The sequence below is a fragment of the Effusibacillus pohliae DSM 22757 genome, assembly GCF_000376225.1.
Taxonomy (GTDB): Bacteria; Bacillota; Bacilli; order Tumebacillales; family Effusibacillaceae; genus Effusibacillus; species Effusibacillus pohliae.
Genome location: NZ_AQXL01000123.1, coordinates 61,859 through 80,977, shown reverse-complemented (window position 1 = coordinate 80,977; position 19,119 = coordinate 61,859). Strand labels below are relative to the sequence as shown.

General features: G+C 54.4%; 21 protein-coding genes and 1 other RNA gene. 7 read left to right on the top strand and 15 right to left on the bottom strand.

Going from position 1 to position 19,119, the window contains the following annotated elements; genetic code table 11:
- A partial coding sequence (locus tag C230_RS22995; protein ID WP_026174276.1) for a hypothetical protein occupies positions 1-226 on the top strand: 226 nt, incomplete at its 5' end.
- Between the two features lie 26 nt (positions 227-252).
- Here C230_RS22995 and C230_RS0111130 read toward each other — a convergent pair.
- Positions 253-471, bottom strand: a complete 219-nt coding sequence (locus C230_RS0111130) for a helix-turn-helix transcriptional regulator (RefSeq protein ID WP_018132116.1) — start codon at positions 469-471, stop codon at positions 253-255.
- Between the two features lie 159 nt (positions 472-630).
- Between C230_RS0111130 and C230_RS0111125 the strand changes: the two genes are divergently transcribed.
- The 6 genes from C230_RS0111125 to C230_RS0111100 all read left to right on the top strand — a co-directional run bounded on the left by C230_RS0111125 (position 631) and on the right by C230_RS0111100 (position 5,201).
- Positions 631-1,017 carry a helix-turn-helix domain-containing protein gene (locus tag C230_RS0111125; RefSeq protein ID WP_018132115.1) on the top strand — a complete coding sequence of 129 codons (387 nt, stop codon included), beginning with the start codon at positions 631-633 and terminating at the stop codon, positions 1,015-1,017.
- Between the two features lie 49 nt (positions 1,018-1,066).
- A complete protein-coding gene (gene tcmP, locus C230_RS0111120) occupies positions 1,067-1,870 on the top strand; it encodes a three-Cys-motif partner protein TcmP (protein ID WP_169332844.1) in 804 nt (267 codons plus the stop codon).
- A 72-nt stretch (positions 1,871-1,942) separates the two neighbouring features.
- Positions 1,943-2,665 (top strand): DUF5131 family protein, encoded by a 723-nt coding sequence (locus C230_RS0111115; protein WP_245533986.1) that lies wholly within the window; start codon positions 1,943-1,945, stop codon positions 2,663-2,665.
- Between the two features lie 63 nt (positions 2,666-2,728).
- The gene (locus C230_RS20150; protein WP_018132112.1) at positions 2,729-3,346 is read left to right on the top strand and encodes an ImmA/IrrE family metallo-endopeptidase; all 618 of its coding nucleotides are present in this window, start codon (positions 2,729-2,731) and stop codon (positions 3,344-3,346) included.
- 11 nt (positions 3,347-3,357) lie between these two features.
- Positions 3,358-3,774: a LexA family protein gene (locus C230_RS0111105; protein ID WP_018132111.1), complete on the top strand. Its 417-nt coding sequence runs from the start codon at positions 3,358-3,360 to the stop codon at positions 3,772-3,774.
- 20 nt (positions 3,775-3,794) lie between these two features.
- On the top strand, positions 3,795-5,201 hold the full coding sequence (locus C230_RS0111100; protein ID WP_018132110.1) for a recombinase family protein: 1,407 nt from the start codon (positions 3,795-3,797) through the stop codon (positions 5,199-5,201).
- A 19-nt stretch (positions 5,202-5,220) separates the two neighbouring features.
- Here C230_RS0111100 and ssrA read toward each other — a convergent pair.
- The 14 genes from ssrA to C230_RS0111035 form a co-directional block, all read right to left on the bottom strand.
- Positions 5,221-5,583, bottom strand: a transfer-messenger RNA (tmRNA) gene (gene ssrA, locus C230_RS22015).
- Positions 5,584-5,779: 196 nt separating this feature from the next.
- Positions 5,780-6,253 (bottom strand): SsrA-binding protein SmpB, encoded by a 474-nt coding sequence (gene smpB, locus C230_RS0111095; protein WP_018132109.1) that lies wholly within the window; start codon positions 6,251-6,253, stop codon positions 5,780-5,782.
- A 103-nt stretch (positions 6,254-6,356) separates the two neighbouring features.
- A complete protein-coding gene (locus C230_RS0111090) occupies positions 6,357-6,590 on the bottom strand; it encodes a hypothetical protein (protein WP_018132108.1) in 234 nt (77 codons plus the stop codon).
- Positions 6,591-6,728: 138 nt separating this feature from the next.
- Positions 6,729-6,923, bottom strand: a complete 195-nt coding sequence (locus C230_RS0111085) for a hypothetical protein (protein ID WP_018132107.1) — start codon at positions 6,921-6,923, stop codon at positions 6,729-6,731.
- 15 nt (positions 6,924-6,938) lie between these two features.
- Positions 6,939-8,210, bottom strand: a complete 1,272-nt coding sequence (locus C230_RS0111080) for a tetratricopeptide repeat protein (RefSeq protein WP_018132106.1) — start codon at positions 8,208-8,210, stop codon at positions 6,939-6,941.
- Positions 8,211-8,309: 99 nt separating this feature from the next.
- Positions 8,310-10,631, bottom strand: coding sequence for a ribonuclease R (gene rnr / locus C230_RS0111075; RefSeq protein ID WP_018132105.1), 2,322 nt, complete (start codon positions 10,629-10,631; stop codon positions 8,310-8,312).
- Between the two features lie 50 nt (positions 10,632-10,681).
- Positions 10,682-11,443: an alpha/beta hydrolase gene (locus C230_RS0111070; protein ID WP_018132104.1), complete on the bottom strand. Its 762-nt coding sequence runs from the start codon at positions 11,441-11,443 to the stop codon at positions 10,682-10,684.
- 137 nt (positions 11,444-11,580) lie between these two features.
- A complete protein-coding gene (gene secG / locus C230_RS0111065) occupies positions 11,581-11,817 on the bottom strand; it encodes a preprotein translocase subunit SecG (protein WP_018132103.1) in 237 nt (78 codons plus the stop codon).
- 160 nt (positions 11,818-11,977) lie between these two features.
- Complete coding sequence (eno, locus tag C230_RS0111060; protein WP_018132102.1) at positions 11,978-13,270, bottom strand: phosphopyruvate hydratase; 1,293 nt, start codon at positions 13,268-13,270, stop codon at positions 11,978-11,980.
- A 39-nt stretch (positions 13,271-13,309) separates the two neighbouring features.
- The gene (gene gpmI, locus C230_RS0111055; protein ID WP_018132101.1) at positions 13,310-14,851 is read right to left on the bottom strand and encodes a 2,3-bisphosphoglycerate-independent phosphoglycerate mutase; all 1,542 of its coding nucleotides are present in this window, start codon (positions 14,849-14,851) and stop codon (positions 13,310-13,312) included.
- A gap of 14 nt (positions 14,852-14,865) precedes the next feature.
- Positions 14,866-15,633 carry a triose-phosphate isomerase gene (tpiA, locus tag C230_RS0111050; protein ID WP_018132100.1) on the bottom strand — a complete coding sequence of 256 codons (768 nt, stop codon included), beginning with the start codon at positions 15,631-15,633 and terminating at the stop codon, positions 14,866-14,868.
- A 45-nt stretch (positions 15,634-15,678) separates the two neighbouring features.
- Positions 15,679-16,860 carry a phosphoglycerate kinase gene (locus C230_RS0111045; RefSeq protein ID WP_018132099.1) on the bottom strand — a complete coding sequence of 394 codons (1,182 nt, stop codon included), beginning with the start codon at positions 16,858-16,860 and terminating at the stop codon, positions 15,679-15,681.
- 104 nt (positions 16,861-16,964) lie between these two features.
- Positions 16,965-17,975: an ArsJ-associated glyceraldehyde-3-phosphate dehydrogenase gene (locus C230_RS0111040; RefSeq protein ID WP_018132098.1), complete on the bottom strand. Its 1,011-nt coding sequence runs from the start codon at positions 17,973-17,975 to the stop codon at positions 16,965-16,967.
- Between the two features lie 42 nt (positions 17,976-18,017).
- A complete protein-coding gene (locus C230_RS0111035; protein ID WP_018132097.1) occupies positions 18,018-19,052 on the bottom strand; it encodes a sugar-binding transcriptional regulator in 1,035 nt (344 codons plus the stop codon).
- Positions 19,053-19,119: the final 67 nt, after the last annotated feature.

Genomic DNA, 19,119 nt, shown 5'->3' with positions numbered 1-19,119 from the left:
TATCATCGATATCAAATCCCAGATGAACCACCGCTTCGATACGCTTGAAACCAAACTTTCGTTCGTCCAGCAGGACATCTCCGACATCAAACAAAAGATCGCTTCCATCGAAGAACAAACTGCCCGCGCGAGCGAACTGCAATCGCCAATCACTGATCTGCAGAAGCAAGTTCAGGATCACGAAGCGGACATTCGTTTGATCAAGCGTGTTTTGACGAACCAGTAGTCGTCGTAACTGCGGCGACTCACCCCCTATGCCGTGCTGGCGGTTCGCGTCGATTCGACGCAGTTTTGCTCAAAAAAAAGCGTCCACTCAAAACCAAGATAGGCTGCGATACGTTTGGCAACCGGAACACTTGGGGTTCGATCGCCGCTTTCAATCAGTGAGTAATACCCGCGGTGGATACCGCATGCAGTTGCAACTTCTTCTTGAGTCTTAGAGCCACGGTATTCCACCAGCCACCTTCTCATACTCCACACCTCCAATCGCGTCGTTTTGAAGCATATCTATCCCTTATTATACGCTTCATTTTGACGCAGTCAAGTGTTTTTGTTTCTTTTTGACGCAAATATTTCTCGCTTCAATAGGACGCACTATACTGGAACTAAACGAGTGAAGGAGGAGCCACTTTGAAGTTGCACGTCCGACTAACGGAGCTTCGCAAACGCTATGAATATACCCAGCAGCAAGTGGCTGACTTTTTGGGGATATCGCGCGGTGCCTATGCCAACTACGAGATCGGCAAACGCGAACCCGATGCGGACACACTTGCAAAGTTGGCTGAACTGTACGACACGACCGTCGACTACCTTCTGACCGGGCGGATGGACACAGCCGAGTGGGGGCCTCTGGGTGATCTCTCCCCTGAAGATCTCGAGATCCTGGAGAAGATCAAAAACGATCCGGATCTTGACTTGTTCTTCAAAGACTTCGCCAGCGCGCCGGAAGAGCATCAACGCGACCTCATCAAGATCTGGAAGGCGCTGCATGGGGATAAAGAGGAGGGGAAGAAATAGGCACGCGGGTTACGGGAACTGGAAACCGGTCAAAAGCAAGGGGAACGACATGGGATACGGGAGCAAGGAAAACACAATTGGGCAATGGTCCATTGACAAATTGGCCTTCTTGGAAAGATATCTCCCGGCTTATTTAAAAGCCACAAAGACTGCCTTGCATCGATATTATATAGACGGTTTTGCCGGCCGCGGAGAATGGATACACCGTGAAACCAAAGAAAAAGTGGCTGGTTCGGCAACTATTGCCTTCAAGTACGCTGAGCAGTTTACCAAACTCCATTTCTGCGAACTCGAAGAAGATCGTGTTCAGGACCTGAAAAAATTGGCGAAACAGCATAACGTAACCGACAAGGTCCAGTTTCATCAAGGAGACTGCAATATTGTTCTGCCTTCGATAATGCGATCGATTCATCCGACTGCCCCAACTTTTGTCTTTCTCGATCCGTCTGGCGATCATATTCATTGGTCTACAATCGAGACTTTGGCATTGTGGAGAACTGAACTCTTTATTTTATATCCGTATCATATGACACTCTTGCGTTATCTTCCTCGTGATCCACGTAGGCAAGAGGGTTTTCAAAAAGAACGATTAAACAAATTTTTCGGAACGGATGAATGGGAAGAAATTTATCGTTGTAAGCCCCGAACATATTTGCTGTTTGGATTATTGGATCTTTATACCCGTCGCCTTCAGGAAGTAGGCTATCCCTATTGCTATGTTTCTAAATGTTTCAAAAGCACCACCGGTCAAAAATTATACTATATGATCTGGGTCGGGAAACACAAAGCTGGTAAAAACATAATGGACTGGGTGTATAAACAACAAAGCAATCAAATTTCTCTCGATATTTAACAGAACAAACGTTCTATTCTCCTCGAGGATGTTGTACAATCTACTCAAAAGGAGGAATGTCCAGTGGCAACGATGTCCTCTATTGAGTGGACTGAAGCGACCTGGAATCCGGTGACTGGGTGTACAAAAATTTCAGAAGGCTGTAGGCATTGCTACGCTGCTACTATGGCGAAGCGCTTACATGCAATGAATAACCCGCGTTATGCCAATGGTTTTAACGTAACACTGCATCATGATCTTGTTGACTTGCCTTTGAAATGGAAAAGACCTCGGCGAATATTTGTGAATTCGATGTCTGATCTATTCCATAAGGACATTCCGTTCGAATTCATCCAGCAAGTGTTTCAAACCATGCAGCGTGCTCATTGGCACACATTTCAAATCCTAACAAAACGGTCGGATCGGTTGCTTGAACTATCTTTCGACTTACCATGGCCAAATAACATCTGGCAGGGTGTTAGTGTGGAAGATGAAAGGGTGATACACCGTATTGACCATCTTCGCCAAGTACCAGCCAAAATTCGTTTTCTTTCACTCGAACCATTAATCGGCCCTTTAAACAATCTTGACCTTCGGGGGATTCATTGGGTAATTGTCGGTGGAGAATCAGGACCGGGCGCACGCCCGATGAAAAAAGAGTGGGTTGAAAGTATTCGGGATCAATGCATCAATCAACAGGTGGCGTTTTTTTTCAAACAATGGGGCGGCGTACAAAAGCATCGAACTGGCCGAATTCTCGACGGTAGGACATGGAATGAATACCCAAATGCACCAAGCTCATCGCAAATCATCTAGCCCCTGGCGGGCTTTTCTTTTCTGACCAAAACAGAACAAACGTTCCTTTTCGAGGAGGCCATCATGTTCAAAGAGCTTCCCGTATACAGACCCTGCCGCCTTGAACAGGTGGTCATCGATACATACCAGCGGATCGGGATCATCCAACCGTCCGACATTGACATTGACTTGATCGCGGAACACTTTGGGTTGCGGCTTTTGAAACTGGACGTTCACAGTAAAATGATCGGTACCGCGATCGTGATCGACTCGCGGTTGACGCCGCAGGAGCAACGCGAGGACTTTTTTCACGAGCTTACGCACGCAATCCGGCACGCCGGGAATCAACTGACCATGACCGAGCTGTTTCGGTCCATGCAGGAGCACGAAGCAAACCGGATGCCCTACTACTGGTTGGCACCCACGTTCATGCTCATCCAGCGGATCGTCCCCGCGATGCCCCTGGCTCAACTCGTGCCGCAGCTGGCGGAAGCGTTCGCGGTAACCGAACGATTTATGCGAAGACGGTTGGAACTGCTGCAAGCGCGATTGGAGTTGCTGGTAGTTGAGAAGCAGGCTGCGGTGGCGATGGAACGCCGGCCGCGATACGGCCGCGACTTCAATATGACCTACACCATCGGCCGCACGGAGTATTACTGCAAAGACGGACGAGTGGTGTACAAAGTCCGCAATTATGACTAGGAGGGATTCTGATGGATCTACGGATGCTGGCCCCCATCGTCGGAGAATTTTACACCGCAGCCCCAACGCCTTTCTTCCCCCAGGACGAATACCCGTTCCTCAAACTGTCAACCATCGATTACGCCCAGCGGTTTGCCGTGATCCTGGGCGATGACGGTCTGGAAAACTGGGGGATTCGCCGCGGCGACTATCTCCTGTTCCGCCGTCAGGGGTGGCCGACAGAACACAGGCAACTGTGTTTCATCCACTTTGGCGACGAGGCGATTCTGCGCATCATCCCAGACATGTGGGCATCCGAAATCGAATTGCTCGCAGCAAACGATGAATACCCGCCGATCTCCACCCACCGCAACCAGTTCGTCGTCACCGGGGTCTGCTGTGGGATCAGACGGCCGGATGATGAAATTGAAATTGTGTACCCGGAATAAACATCGGAGGAGTGGTGACTTTGCGAGCGGCAATTTACACTCGCGTTTCGTCAAACATGCAAGCAGAGGATGGTTTTTCACTTGAGGCGCAGCACGATATCCTTATGGAGCTTCTTGAGCGAAAAGGGCTCGAATTGTACCGCGTATACTCGGATCCAGGTGTAAGCGGAAAAACATTCAAACGACCTGGCGTCCAAGCGATGATCGCCGACATGAAGGCCGGCCGTTTTGAAGCCTTGCTCATTCACAAATTGGACAGGCTCAGCCGGAATCTTGGCGATTTGTATGCCTTTGTGGAACTCATCAACAAACTGGACGTGAGGTTGATCATCGCGGCACAGGGAACCGAGGAAATTGATACCCGATCACCCATGGGGAAAGCATTCCTCTTTTTCTCAGGTATCTGGGCGCAGATTTATCTGGAGAATTTGCGGGAAGAAACCCTTAAAGGACTCACCAAAAAAGCGCAAAAAGGCGGAAAACACATGTCACGGCCGCCGCTCGGTTATACATTTGACGACCGATACAATCTGGTCGTTGTGGAGGAAGAAGCGAAGCTAGTACGCGAGGTTTTCGATCTATACCTCAACCGCGGTTGGGGCGTAACAAAAATCGCCAAGTATATGAACGAATTCTCGACCACTAAAGAAGGTGGAAAGTGGGACAATAAAAGCGTTCGAAACGTGCTCACCAACCCGACGTATGCAGGATACAACCATTTCAAACCAGCCCACTGGCCGGAAGAAAGCCGAATCCTGACGGAAGGCCAACATGTGCCTCTGGTAAGCAAAGAGGACTTTGAACGAGTCAAGCAATTTCGGTCCCGCCGCGCAGCCGGTTATATGTCCAGGCGGTCATTTATCTATGCGTATAGCGGCATCGTAAAATGCGGACAGTGTGGAGCCACATACGCAGGCAATACATCGGTGCATAACGGACGGGAATACCGCAGCTATCGGTGTCTGAACCAGTATGCAAAGAAAACTTGTGATGCGCCGAGCATTTCAGAACGAATGTTGAATCAACTTGTATTTGATCACTTGCAACTGATCGACGACGGGTTCCAAAGCAAAAAATCGAAAAAAAGGAACACCCAAACCGACATCCAGAAAGAAGTTGAAAAAAGCAATCGCCGCCGCAAGAATTGGATGCTCGCCCTTGGTGATGGCAAGTTATCGGCGGAGGACTATGCGATGTTGATCGAAGAAGAAGATGCTCGAATGCGAGCGCTTTACGAACAAATTCAAGACAGACCAGAACCTTCAATTCCGGTCGAAGAACTTCGCAAAATGATGAAGAGCTTGAAAGAAGATTGGGATCTCATCGAACCCGAAACACAAAAACAACTGATCCAGTCAATGTTTCAAAAAATCGTGATCCTGAAAGGAAAAGACGGCTGGGAAATCACCGATCTCCTAACCGTCTAAACCCTCATTTTCTGTACTTTGGTGGAGGCGAGGGGAGTCGAACCCCTGTCCGAAGACCTCGCCACATGAGCTTCTCCGGGTGCAGTCCTCTCTATTGCAGGTTTCGCCTCACACCCGCCGAGGGACAGGCTGGTGATCGGCTAGTCTGCTGCGTTTCGCCTGGCGCACGCAGACCGATGCGTCCAGGCTATCCGGCTATGATGACGCCCTATCCCCTACACCGGCGATAAGGAATAGAACGGCCTAGCTGCAATTACGCAGCGAGGGCAAGGTTGTTGTTTTTGTTTGCGTTTATATTTAGGTCCGCGTTTTTAACGTGTGCGCAGCCCCACGACCCGCTACTCATGCTCGATCAATCCCCGTCGAATCCAAAAACGCCCCCGTATAAACCCCACCAAGCGCCAAACCATTGTCGTCGGCGGTTACTTTGGCAGGAACGCGACATTCATCATCCGAATCTCTCCACCAACCACCATCCAGTTGGAGAGCTGAGCACTAGTTTACCATACAATCAGCTTGCAGTCGACGGCAGATTCTGCCCGAAACGGCAAAACTTGCGCCGTGTGCGCCGAAACGGCTCAGTATTTCTGACGTTCGCGCAAAGCTCTCTCCATTTCCCGCTGTGCGTCCCGTTTTGCCATCGCTTCGCGCTTATCATATTTTTTCTTCCCTTTCGCAAGGCCGATCAAAACTTTGCAAAACCCGTTCTTGATATACAGCTTGAGCGGGATCAATGAATAGCCTTTTTCTTTCGTCTGGCCCAACAGTTTCATAATCTCCGCCTTGTGCAGCAGCAGTTTGCGCGTGCGCGTCGGATCGACATTAAACCGGTTGCCCTGTTCAAACGGAGAGACATGCATGTTCACCAGCCACGCTTCCCCGTTGGAGATGCGGGCGAAGCTGTCCTGCAGATTCGCCTTGCCCTGGCGAATCGACTTTATTTCGGTTCCTGTCAGCACGATGCCCGCTTCGTACGTATCCTCGATAAAATAGTCGTGCGTCGCCTTTTTGTTTTGCGCGAGCACTTTCGGACCCTCGTCTTGTTTCGCCATGCAAGTCACCTCCTGAACCAAGTTAGCAAGTTTCACTATAACAAAGCGCGGCAAGGCTCGTCAACCAAACAGGCAAGGGATGCCTGCTTCATAACACGATGAATTAAGCGTCTTTTCTGCGTTTTAAACGGTAGATTTCCTCATCGTGTTCCATCCACTTGCGGCCGAGGTATTCGAGATGTTCGTCCACTTTATCGAATCGCCTATCCACTTCATCAAACCGCTCGTTCACTTCCCGCCGGAAACCGTTCATTTCCTCCTGCAGCCCGTTTACCTTTGCATCCAATGCGTCCAGGCGGTGCAAAATGGCTGTCAACAGCTCCTTCGTTTCGTCCACGTTCATCCCCTCCTCGTCCCAATCATAGCACAGCTGCCCATATCTGTGTCTTGCTGCCCACACCCGATCGGATCGTGGTGCACAGTCAGCAAAGGCCCGCCAAATCGGCGGGCCGGTGGTACGCGGCTGCTTGGTGTTTTATACGTCGATGCTGTATCCGTGCTCGTCTACTGCAAGAGGCGAATAGCCATGTTCGTCGACCGCAAAAATTCCGTACCCATGCTCGTCAACTGCAAGACCTCCGTAGCCGTGTTCATCCACTGCAACCGATACGGCAGCGGCTCCCGCTGCAAGCGCAGTCAGGAGAGACAGCGTCAGGAGAATTTTTTTCACCGCAATCCCCTCTTTTTACAGAAGATTTTTCGCGTACACCTTGGAGTTTTCCAAGATGGACACAGCTTTTTCGACATCACCAAGCTGCAGATAGCACTTGCTGAGGAAAGGAAGCATCTTGACGAGATCTGCAATGCGAGAATACTTCTGATAGATTGGGATCGATTCTTCGAGATGCCGAATGGCTTCTTGCAGTTGACCTCCTTTACTTAAAATTTCGGCATACACCTTTTTCAGATACGGAATTGTGTAGTGGTCGCTGCCGGCACATTCAAGCCCTTGCAGCACATACGTCTTCGCTATGTCCAGGTTGCCTCTGCTGAGCTCGATCTGCGCCATCTCATGATAGACGCTCGGCAGCATGTCAGCGAACTGATGCTCCTTAAACTCAGCCAGACATTGATTGAGCAGATTCAGTGCCTCTTCATACCTGGCGGTCTTACCTAACAGTATACCATAATTGTGTTTGACCGCAATGCTATTTTTTTCGACAGGAAATTCCTTAAACATGTCGATCGATTTCTTGTAATAATCTTCCGACTTTGCATAATCGCCCAGATTTTTATACTCGATACCGAGATTCATCAACATCGTAGCCGCCCTCGCCGGACGATCGGGCAAATACAGTTCGTATGCGGCCTGGTGGTAGCGGATTGCGTTTTCATATTCGCCAAGCCGCGAGCTGACCACGCCGAGCATGTTTTTCACCCGCGCCTGCAGATAGCGATCCGCATTTTCCACCTCCCGCAACATGGCGTCCGCTTTCTGTCCGTAGAACAGCGCCAGGCTGAGGTTGTGCAGCTTAAAATAGGCATCTCCCAGTTGATAGAGGACTTTGGCTGTAAACTCCCGGTCTTCTCCGACCTGCACGACAGACAGAATCTCATCCAGCTTTTCGATCGCTTCCTGCACTTTCCCCGTGTTCTGCATGCAGACAGCGATCTGGAGCTGCAATTCGTTCGGCTCCACCACGTTCGGCCGTTCTTCCAACTGCCGCAGGAATTTAAGAGCCGCACCGTACTGGTTATGTTCCATCAAATCCAATACGAAGCGGTACATCGCCCGGCCGCCCAGATCCAGATAGACGTCTTTCAAAAACGTCTCGACCGACACGCCAAGCCTTTGGATAATTTGCAGCAACAGCTCGGTGGAAGGGTTCGCCTTGTTGCCCTCAATCTGCGAAATCATGCTCGGCGTCACCAATCCGGCCGCCAATTCGGTTTGCGTGAGACCTCTCCAGACGCGCAGGCGTTGGATTTTGTCCCCAAGTGCAATCATCGTCGTCATGTTCAAGACCCCCATGTATGATGAATATACCTACTCTATAAGCTAGCATAAGAGACGAAATTTTACAATTAATAAATTAAAAAGACCCTGTCGGGCCTTCTATCGCTTGCTCTTTTTCTGTTTGCGAAGCTTCGCGGCCTTTTTCGCCACCGCCTTGAGAGCGCGTTTTTGCCGTTGGCGGGCCGCTCGCGCAAACTGCTTCCGTTTCGCTTGCCGCTTGTCTACGCCATTTTCCATGTCAGCCTCGTGCCTGCCCCACCCGCCGCGGCCCAGTCCGCGGTATTCGCCGCCCTCCAATAGCCGGAAATCGATCGTCCGCGCTTGCTTGTTGACCGCTTCCACGCGAACTTTCACCCGGTCGCCGATGCGGAACATGCGCCCGGTTCGCTCGCCGATCAGCGCATACTGTTTTTCCTCGTAATGATAGTAATCATCCTCCAGATAGGAGACATGCACCATACCCTCAACCGTGTTGTCGAGCTCCACAAAAATCCCGAACGCGGTGATGCCGGAAATATACCCTGCGAAATCCTCGCCGATCCTTCCTTCCATAAACTCGACCTTTTTCACCAGGTCGGTCTCCCGTTCCGCATCGACCGCCAAGCGTTCGCGTTCCGACGAATGCTGGGCGATCTCCGGCAGCTTCGCCCGCAGCTGGTCGATCCGTTCCGGAGGCAGCGTGCCGCCGTGCTCGATCGCCTCGCGAATGATCCGGTGGATCACCAGATCGGGATAGCGCCTGATGGGCGACGTAAAGTGGCTGTAAAATTCGGCCGCCAAGCCAAAATGGCCAAGTGGCTCATGCGAATATTTGGCCTGCTTCATCGAGCGCAGCATCACGGTCGAGATAACCCGCTCCTCCGGCTTCCCTTTGATGTCCTCCAGCAATCTTTGCAGAGCCCGCGGATGGGTTTTGTTACCGATCCCTTTCAGCGCATACCCGAAGTTGCGGATAAAATCGTTAAAATCGTTCAGCCGCTGGCTGTCCGGCTCCTCGTGCACACGGTAGAGGAACGGAATGTTCAGCCAGTGAAAATGTTCCGACACCGTCTCGTTCGCCGCCAGCATAAACTCCTCAATGATCTGCTCGGCGATCGAGCGTTCCCGCTTTTTGATCTCCACCGGCTTGCCCTGCCGGTCGACGATGATTTTCGCTTCGTCAAAATCGAAATCGATCGCGCCCCGCCGCATCCGCCGCTCACGCAGCTTCATCGCCAGTTCTTCCATCAACTGAAAATCGGCAAGCAGTTCCCGGTAGCGATCGATCAATTCCGGATCCTTGTCCAGCAAAATCTTGCGGACATTGGTATACGTCATCCGTTCATTCGTCCGGATCACGCTCGGATAGATCTCATGCCGCACCAATTGTGCGTCCGGCGACCATTCCATGTCGCAAGTGAGCGTCAAGCGGTCGACCTTCGGATTCAGCGAGCAAATCCCGTTTGACAAACGGTGCGGCAGCATCGGAATCACACGATCGACCAGGTACACGGATGTTCCCCGGTTATACGCTTCCTTGTCGAGAGGCGAATTTTCCCGCACATAGTAACCCACATCCGCAATATGCACACCAAGCAAAATGTTGCCGTTCGGCAGCCGTTCCACCGACACCGCATCGTCCAGATCCTTCGCATCCTCGCCGTCGATCGTCACCATCCGCCGCTTGCGCAAATCCCGCCGGCCTTGCAGATCGGCCTCGGAAATCGTATCCGGTACCGCTTCCGCCGCCTGCAGCACCTCGTCCGGGAACGATTCCGGCAGCCCGTGCTTGCGAATCACCGCCAGAATGTCGACGCCAGGCTGGTCGGGATACCCAAGCACCTCGATCACTTTCCCTTGCGCAGCTTTCCACCCCTCGGGAAAATGGGTGATTTCCGCCACGACTTTCATGCCGTCGGCGGCGCCGTTAAAATCGGCCTCCGGCACAAACAGTTCGATCCCGATCCGCGGATCGTCCGGTATCACGAACGCGTAATGCTGGTGGGAAACAAACGTGCCGACGACCGTCTTATGCGCCCGTTCCAAAATCCGAATGATTTCGCCTTCGCGCAAACCGTTGATACCCGCTTTTTTATGGACGCGTGCGATCACCTTATCTCCGTGCATCGCCCCGTTCATGTCGCCGGCATTGACAAACACGTCCCCGTGTGCAATCTCTTCCGGGTCGGTCGGGATCACAAACCCGAATCCCTTCGCCTTGCCCTGCAGCCGGCCGACCACCAGATTCATCTTCGACGGCAGCCCGTACCGGTGCGTGCGGGTGCGAACAACCAGCCCCTCCTCTTCCATCCGGTTCAACAGTTTGACCAACTCTTCCAGCTCGTCTCCGTCCTGCACTCCGAGCGCTTCTTTCAATTCCAGCACGTTCATCGGTTTATACAATTTTTCTTTCATGAAATCTACGATTCTCTGCTGTTCCAAACGGTCGTACCTCCTTGCTTGATAGTATGGACAAATTTTGGGCTAGCTACTCAAACGCGCAAAACGGGACTGCTTGATCCCCGATGCTCGTGCAGAAACGATGCAAGATCGGCGAACACCTGCTCCCTGTCGCGGTCGACCGTCAAAATATGGCCGGAGTTCGGATACCACTTGAGCTGTTTTTTCCGCGATCCGATATGTTTGTAGATATAATCAGCGCTTTTCGGCAGGACGGTGAGGTCCTGTTCCGCCTGCATAATCAGCGCCGGGACTTTCACCTCGCGCAATTCCCGCCTGACCATGCGGATCAGTTTCAGCAGTTCCGGCACACAGCGGACAGGCGTCTTGGTATAACCGGCCATATAAGGCGCGATATGCTCCGGATGCGGCGTCTTGTGATGATGAAATTTCACGAACGGAGCGACGAAGCGGGAAAATTTGGCGCGGCGGTCAGCGAGAAAAATCGGGGCGCACATCGGCACCACCCCATTGACCGGCAGCCGGGCAGCCAAATGCAGGGCAAGCGCCCCACCCATCGAGAGCCCGGCCACAAACACTTCCTCGCAGCGCCGCTTCAAATCAAAATACGCGTCCCCCGCCGACTTGATCCAGTCCCGCATTCCCGTCTTCATCATCTGTTCCGGAGTCGTTCCGTGGCCCGCCAAGAGCGGCGCTTTCACCGCAAACCCTTTTTCCGCCAAAAATTCTCCCAACAACCGCAGTTCGGACGGCGTCCCCGTGAACCCGTGGATCAGCAGAACGCCCGTTTTTCCGCCAGGCAAATCGAAAGCTTCCGGCCGCTTCAGATTCATCGCCGCTCCCTCCAATCAATTCAAGAAAATCGCCCGTCAACCGGCACGCTCTGCCGGTCGCAGCCAAGACAAATCATATGCCTGCCATCCAATGAAAAAGTACCGCCCCGCAAGGAACGGTACTCTCGTCGTTTCCCTTATTGATGCGTAACAAGCCAAGCGACCCAGACGGACAAGCAGATAAAAGCAACAGCCAGTCCAGCGGTGATTTTTGCAAAAACCGCATCCAACCCGCGCGCCTTGCGGCCCATCAACTGTTCCGCGCCGCCGGTGATCGCTCCCGACAAACCGGCGTTTCTGCCGGATTGCAGCAACACGATAATGATCAGCAGAACGCTGACGATGACAAGCAAGATTTTTGCAAATGCAATCATCCTTTCACCTCCTGGCCGGTGTTGCAACGGATGGATCGTCCGATCCTCCGATCCTCCGATTCGCCGTGCGCGATGCAAGCGCCCCCGGACCGGAGCAACACTTGCCATACGCCGACCTATTGTAACATACGTTTGTTCCGGGTGGCAAGCGACAGCTTCGCTAGAAAGCTCTCTTAATATTGTAAAATGCGTTTTTGCCCGCGTATTGGCTGGTGTAATCCAGCATGTCCTCGATCCGCAGCAGTTGGTTGTACTTCGCTACGCGATCGGTGCGGGACGGCGCACCCGTTTTGATCTGGCCCGCGTTGGCGGCCACCGCAATGTCCGCGATCGTCACATCTTCCGATTCACCGGAACGGTGCGAAATCACAGCCGTGTAACCGGCTCGTTTCGCCATCTCGATCGCGTCAAACGTTTCGGTCAGGGTCCCGATTTGGTTGACTTTCACCAGAATCGAGTTGCCGACACCCGTTTGAATGCCCTGCTTGAGACGCTGCGTGTTGGTGACGAACAGGTCGTCCCCCACCAGTTGCACTTTCGAGCCAAGCCGTTCGGTCAGCTTCTTCCAGCCGTCCCAATCGTCCTCCGATAGGCCGTCTTCGATCGAAATGATCGGATACTTGCTGGTCAGTTCTTCGTACCAGGCGATCATCTCTTCCGACGTCCGGGTGACGCCTTCGCCCGCCAGGTGGTACTTGCCGTCTTTATACATCTCGGTGGAAGCCACGTCAAGCGCCAGGAACACCTGCTCGCCCGGCTTGTATCCGGCACGTTCGATCGCGCTGATGATCGCTTTCAGCGCTTCCTCGTTCGACTTCAGGTTCGGCGCAAACCCGCCTTCATCGCCGACCGCCGTATTGAGTCCCTGCTCTTTCAGGACCGCTTTCAGGTTGTGGAATACTTCCGCTCCGATCCGCAGCGCTTCCCGGAAGCTTTCGGCGCCAACCGGCATCACCATGAATTCCTGGATGTCCACATTGTTGTCGGCGTGCACCCCGCCGTTCAGGATGTTCATCATCGGCACCGGCAGCGTTTTTGCGTTGAATCCGCCGAGGTAGACGTACAGCGGCAGCCCGAGAAAATCAGCCGCCGCATGGGCGGCCGCCATCGAAACGCCGAGAATCGCGTTCGCCCCGAGTTTGCTTTTGTTGGGAGTTCCGTCCATCCCGATCATCAGGTTGTCGATTCCCACTTGATCCAACGCGTCCATGCCGACGATTTCCGGCCCAATCGTTTCGTTCACATTTTGCACCGCTTGCAGCACGCCTTTTCCAAGATAGCGGTCCTTGTCACCATCACGCAGTTCCACCGCCTCATAAGCACCAGTGGACGCGCCGGAAGGCACGATCGCGCGCCCGATCTCGCCGCTTTCCAGCTCCACTTCCACCTCGACCGTCGGATTGCCACGCGAATCCAATACCTCACGTGCACGAACATCGTAAATAATGCTCATCTCTCATCCACCCTTTGCATCAAAAATTGGCTTTTGCCATCACTCGACAATCAGCGATTTGCCCGTCATCTCGTCAGGCTGCGACAACTCCAGCAGCTTCAGGAGCGTCGGCGAAACATCTGCCAAAATTCCGCCGTCCCGCAATTGGATCCCCTGCTTGGTCACAATGCAGGGGACCGGCTGCGTGGTGTGCGCGGTCCACGGCTTGCCGGTCGCCGGGTCGATCATGATGTCGGCATTGCCGTGGTCGGCGATGATCATGGCTACGCCGCCTTTTTCCAGCACTTTGTCGACCACCTGGCCGAGGCACTCGTCGACCGCTTCCACCGCTTTGATCGCCGCTTCCAGCACACCGGTGTGGCCGACCATGTCCGGATTGGCAAAGTTCAGCACGATCGCGTCGAATTTCTCCGCTTCGATCTCTTTCAACACCGCATTTGTCACTTCGTACGCGCTCATCTCGGGCTTTAGGTCATAGGTCGCCACTTTCGGAGACGGAATCAAAATCCGCTCTTCGCCGGCGAACATTGCTTCCCGACCACCCGAGAAAAACGAGGTGACATGCGGGAACTTCTCCGTCTCGGCGATTCGGAGCTGTTTCAGCCCGTGGTTGGCCAATACTTCCCCCATCGTGTTGACCAGCTCGGTCGGTTGAAACGCCACGTCCCCATTGACCGTCTCGGAATAGAACGTCATGCACACATAGTGCAAACGTTCCGGATGTTCCGGCCCGCGGTCGAAGCCGTCGAACGCCTCGTTCGTGAACGCCCGCGAGATTTGGATCGCCCGGTCCGGCCGGAAATTGAACAGGATCACCGCATCCTCATGTTCCACCAGTCCGACGGGCGACTCGTCCGGATTGACGATCACCGTCGGGATCACGAATTCATCCGTCACCGACCTGTCATAGCTTTCGCGCAGCGCGAGGATCGGATCGGTATACTTCGGCCCGTCTCCGTACACCATCGCGCGGTATGCTTTTTCCGTCCGGTCCCAGCGCTTGTCGCGGTCCATCGCATAATAGCGGCCCGCGAGCGTAGCCAGCTTGCCCACGCCAAGTTCCTGCATCTTGTTTTGCAGATCCCGTATGTAGTTGATTGCCGTGTGCGGCATGACATCGCGTCCGTCGAGGAACGCATGGACAAACACGTTCTCCACCTGCTGCCGCTTCGCCAGTTCCAGCAAAGCGAACAGATGCTGGATATGGCTGTGCACGCCGCCGTCCGACACCAGGCCGGCAAGGTGTAGCTTCGTCCCTTTTTCTTTCACATGTCGGATCGCTTGCAGGAACGCCTGATTTTCGAAAAATTCCCCTTCCCGGATCGACTTCGTGATGCGGGTCAGATCTTGATACACGATGCGGCCGGCTCCGATATTCAGGTGGCCGACTTCCGAGTTGCCCATCTGCCCATCCGGCAGGCCGACCGCTTCCCCCGACGCATTCAGTTGCGTGTGCGGATAAGTCGTCCAATACCGCTCAAAATTCGGCTTGTTCGCCAGCGCCACCGCATTGCCCTGCACTTCCTCCCGCAAGCCGAATCCGTCAAGGATGATCAAAGCGACAGGTCTGGGTCGTGCCATTCTCTCTCCCTCCCTCAGCGCGACGCGGCGCGAACCAGCTTGACGTACGATTCGGGCGCCAGGCTGGCGCCTCCGACGAGCGCCCCGTCGATCTCCGGCTGCGCCAAAAATTCCTCGATATTTTCAGGTTTCACCGAACCGCCATATTGGATGCGCACGCGATTGGCCGTTTCCTGGTCATACAGTTCCGCGATCGTCTTCCGGATATGCCGAACCACTTCGTTCGCATCTTCGGCAGTCGAAGACTTACCCGTTCCAATCGCCCAGATCGGTTCATAGGCGATCACCACACCGGCCACCTGCTCCGCTTCCACACCGGCAAGCGCCGCCCGTGCCTGCATTTCCACGATGGAGAACGTTTGTCCCGCCTCCCGTTCCGCCAAATCTTCACCGACACAGACGATTGGCACCAGTCCGTGCTGCAGCGCCGCCTGCACTTTTTTGTTGACCATTGCGTCCGTCTCGTTAAAATAGGCCCGCCGCTCCGAGTGGCCGACGATCACAAAGCGGACGCCGAACTCGCTCAGCATGCGCGGCGCGATTTCGCCTGTGTAAGCCCCTTCTTCCGCAAAATGAACGTTTTGCGCCCCCAGCGCGATGTTCGATCCGGCGAGCGTCTCCTGCAGTGCAGCCAGTGCCGTAAACGGCGCGCACACCACCATCTCCACACCCGCTACTCCCTGCAGTTGCTGCCTGACCGCTGCCGCAAACTCCCTGGCTTCCGCACCGGTTTTGTACATCTTCCAGTTTCCCGCGATAATCGGGGTGCGTGTTTGCGCCATCTTTGCCACCTCTTTTTCCTTGTCTGCCCGCTTGTTCGTCCCTCTTTACTTGTCATTGAGGGCGGCCACACCCGGCAGGATTTTGCCTTCGAGAAACTCGAGCGATGCCCCGCCGCCGGTCGAAATATGCGTCATCCGGTCGGCCAAACCGCTTTTTTCCACCGCCGCCACCGAATCGCCGCCGCCGACGATCGTCGTGCCGTGCACCTCTGCCACCGCTTTCGCCACTTCGTTCGTCCCCTTGGCGAACGCTTCAAATTCGAACACGCCCATCGGACCGTTCCAGATCACCGTCTTCGAAGAGCGGATCGCGTCCTGGTACCTGGCGATTGTTTTCGGCCCGATATCGAGCGCCATCCAGCCGGCCGGCACTTCGTTCAATTCAACCGCGCGATGTTCGGCGTTCGCCGCAAACGCGGACGCCACCACCAGGTCAACCGGCAGCAGCAGGTCGACTCCCCTTTCTTTCGCCCGGTCGACCAGTTCCTTCGCCTGCCCGATTTTGTCCGTTTCCACCAGCGACTTGCCCAGTTGATAGCCAAGCCCCGCCAGGAACGTGTTGGCCATGCCGCCGCCGATGATCAACCGGTCAACTTTGGTCAGCAGATTTTCGATCACCGCGATTTTGTCGCTCACCTTGGCACCGCCGATAATCGCGGTAAACGGCCGCTCCGGATTGGCCAACGCGTTGCCCATCACTGTGATCTCTTTCTCCATCAAAAATCCGGCGACAGCCGGCAGGTGCTCGGCAATCCCGGCGGTCGACGCATGCGCGCGGTGGGCCGCCCCAAATGCGTCATTGACGTAAATGTCAGCCAGTTCCGCAAACTGCCGAGCCAGCTCCGGGTCGTTTTTCTCCTCCCCTTTGTGGAAACGCACATTCTCGAGCAGCAGCACATCGCCGTCCTGCATCAGCGAGATGCGCTCCTTCACCTGCGGTCCGACGCAGCCGCTCGTTTTTTCCACAGTGCGGCCCAGCAGTTCCGATAACCGAACCGCGACCGGATCCAGGCTGTATTTCGGATTCACTTCGCCTTTCGGCCGGCCCAGGTGGCTCGCCAGAATCACCTTCGCCCCCTGATCGATCAGATAGCGAATCGTCGGCAGCGCCGCCTGGATCCGCGTGTCGTCGGTGATGTTTCCGTCTTCCAGCGGCACGTTGAAATCCACCCGCACAAACACGCGTTTTCCTCGGACATCGATGTCGCGAACCGTTTTCTTGTTCATCGCCGTCCCCCCGACTCACGAAATTCTCCCCAGCGATTTTACCAAAGGTTTGACGGGACGTAAATTGTCCCGTCAAATGTCACCACGGGACGAATAACGTCCCATTAGAACGATCGTTTCGCGATATAGTCGATCAGATCGACCACCCGGTTCGAGTAGCCCCATTCGTTGTCGTACCAGGACACCACTTTCACCATCGTGCCATCGATCACCATCGTCGACAGGGAGTCGATCACCGACGAGTGCGGATTGCCGTTGTAGTCGCTCGAAACAAGCGGTTTTTCCGAATAGCCGAGGATGCCTTTCAGCGGCCCCTCCGCCGCCTCTTTCAGAACCGCATTGACTTCTTCGACGGTGGTCGGTTTTTCCACTTCCGCGTTGAGGTCCACCACCGATACGTTCGGAGTCGGCACCCGCATCGCAAACCCGTTCAGCTTGCCCTTCAACTCCGGCAACACCAGCGCGACCGCTTTCGCCGCCCCGGTCGATGTCGGAATGATGCTCAATGCAGCCGCCCGTGCACGCCGCAGATCCTTGTGGGGCAGGTCGAGGATCTGCTGGTCGTTGGTATACGAGTGGACGGTTGTCATCAGACCGTGCTTGATTCCGAATTTCTCGTGCAGCACTTTGGCAAAAGGTGCCAAACAGTTGGTCGTGCAGGATGCGTTGGAAATCACATGATGTGCTTGCGGATCGTATTTGTCCTCGTTGACTCCCATCACGATCGTGATGTCTTCATCTTTCGCCGGCGCGGAAATGATCACTTTTTTCGCTCCGCCGCCGGTGATGTGCGCTTCCGCCTTCGCTTTGTCGGTGAAGCGGCCGGTCGATTCCACGACGATGTCAACGCCCAGTTCGCCCCACGGCAGATTGCTCGGTTCCCGCTCGGCCAGTACCTGAATCTGCTTGCCGTTGACAAACAGAGAACCTTCTCTGCCTTCCACTTCCGCGTCCAGAATGCCGTGCACGCTGTCATATTTCAGCAGATGCGCCAAGGTTTCGGCATCGGTCAAATCGTTGACGGCAACCACTTCGATCTCTGGGTTGTTCATCGCAGCCCGAAATACGTTTCTCCCAATGCGTCCAAAACCGTTAATCCCGACACGAATTGTCATTGTTTTTTCCTCCCCTGTTTCTTGTTTTCCTATTTTTCTGGCTCAAACATGCGCCAAAATCGCTTCCGTACAAGCTTCATCCGTTACCAGCACATCTTGCCTGCTGCCGCGAGCAACCGACAGGATCGCCGCCGCTTTGTCAGCTCCCCCGGCGACAGCGATGATCGTCTGCACCCGCTCCAAATCGTTCATCCGCAGCCCGATTGTGTTCATCGCGTAGACGATGCGTCCGTTGGCGTCAAAATAATAGCCGAGCGCTTCCCCCATCGCTTGTTCCCGTTCCAGCAAAGCCAGAATCTCCGACGATGCCCCGCGCCTTTTTGCCATGGTGATAGCTTGCCCGATTCCGTGAACCAGCATCCGGGTGTTATGGATGCGCCGCAGGTACTCCTGCGTATGTGGCTCTTCCAGTAAAGTGTGGTACGCTTCCTCAGACAGGTTGTCAGGTACGTGCAGCATCCGGTACGTACCGCCCAGCTTGCCGGCGAACAGGGCCGCGATCGTGTTGGCCTGGATTTCTACGTTCTCGCCAACGCCGCCGCGCGCGGGCAGCACTTCGACTGGCCGGGACGCCTGCGCTTTCGGCATCATTTCCGCCACCGCAGCGATCGTGGTGCCGCCAGTAACCGCAAGCACACCTTCGGTGAGCTGCTCCTTGATCAACCGGGCGGCCAGGTAGCCCATCTCCCGCTTCACCAACGGATCCTGTTGAGAATCGCCGGGAACGATCAGGACTCGCGGAATGTCGAGCAGCTTGGACAATCGTTCTTCCAGTTCGCGAAACCCTTCGAGTTCCCTGATCACTTCATCCAGGCTGTGCAGCAACTGCCTTCCCGCATCTGTCAGGCGCATCCCGATCGTTTCCGTCAAGATCAATCCCTGGTCTTTCAAGAATTCGACTTCCCCGCGCAAAATCCGCTCGGTCGTGGTCAGACTCTGTGCCAGACTACGCCGGCCGATCGGCTGCGTCAGGTTGATCTGCTGCAAAATCCGGTAGCGCCGCTTCATTTCCTGCAGCAGGTCGGGGACCAGTTTTTGCTGGATTTGGATCAGCTCTTTGGTGGAGAGTTGTTTCACTCCCGGACCTCCTTGGGACATTATGTGTCCCTATAATACTTTTTGTGTCCCATCAATCGGAAAAGAA

Excerpts from the sequence above, each read along its gene's own strand:
- smpB (WP_018132109.1), bottom strand. The coding sequence starts at position 6,253 with ATGGCGAAACAAGACGAGGGTCCGAAAGTGCTCGCGCAAAACAAAAAG.
- C230_RS0111040 (WP_018132098.1), bottom strand. The coding sequence starts at position 17,975 with ATGACAATTCGTGTCGGGATTAACGGTTTTGGACGCATTGGGAGAAAC.
- C230_RS0111045 (WP_018132099.1), bottom strand. The coding sequence starts at position 16,860 with ATGAACAAGAAAACGGTTCGCGACATCGATGTCCGAGGAAAACGCGTG.
- C230_RS0111070 (WP_018132104.1), bottom strand. The coding sequence starts at position 11,443 with ATGAATCTGAAGCGGCCGGAAGCTTTCGATTTGCCTGGCGGAAAAACG.
- C230_RS0111080 (WP_018132106.1), bottom strand. The coding sequence starts at position 8,210 with ATGACGACGATGATTGCACTTGGGGACAAAATCCAACGCCTGCGCGTC.
- tpiA (WP_018132100.1), bottom strand. The coding sequence starts at position 15,633 with ATGGCGCAAACACGCACCCCGATTATCGCGGGAAACTGGAAGATGTAC.
- C230_RS0111115 (WP_245533986.1), top strand. The coding sequence starts at position 1,943 with ATGTCCTCTATTGAGTGGACTGAAGCGACCTGGAATCCGGTGACTGGG.
- secG (WP_018132103.1), bottom strand. The coding sequence starts at position 11,817 with ATGATTGCATTTGCAAAAATCTTGCTTGTCATCGTCAGCGTTCTGCTG.
- gpmI (WP_018132101.1), bottom strand. The coding sequence starts at position 14,851 with ATGGCACGACCCAGACCTGTCGCTTTGATCATCCTTGACGGATTCGGC.
- C230_RS20150 (WP_018132112.1), top strand. The coding sequence starts at position 2,729 with ATGTTCAAAGAGCTTCCCGTATACAGACCCTGCCGCCTTGAACAGGTG.
- eno (WP_018132102.1), bottom strand. The coding sequence starts at position 13,270 with ATGAGCATTATTTACGATGTTCGTGCACGTGAGGTATTGGATTCGCGT.
- tcmP (WP_169332844.1), top strand. The coding sequence starts at position 1,067 with ATGGGATACGGGAGCAAGGAAAACACAATTGGGCAATGGTCCATTGAC.
- C230_RS0111105 (WP_018132111.1), top strand. The coding sequence starts at position 3,358 with ATGGATCTACGGATGCTGGCCCCCATCGTCGGAGAATTTTACACCGCA.
- C230_RS0111130 (WP_018132116.1), bottom strand. The coding sequence starts at position 471 with ATGAGAAGGTGGCTGGTGGAATACCGTGGCTCTAAGACTCAAGAAGAA.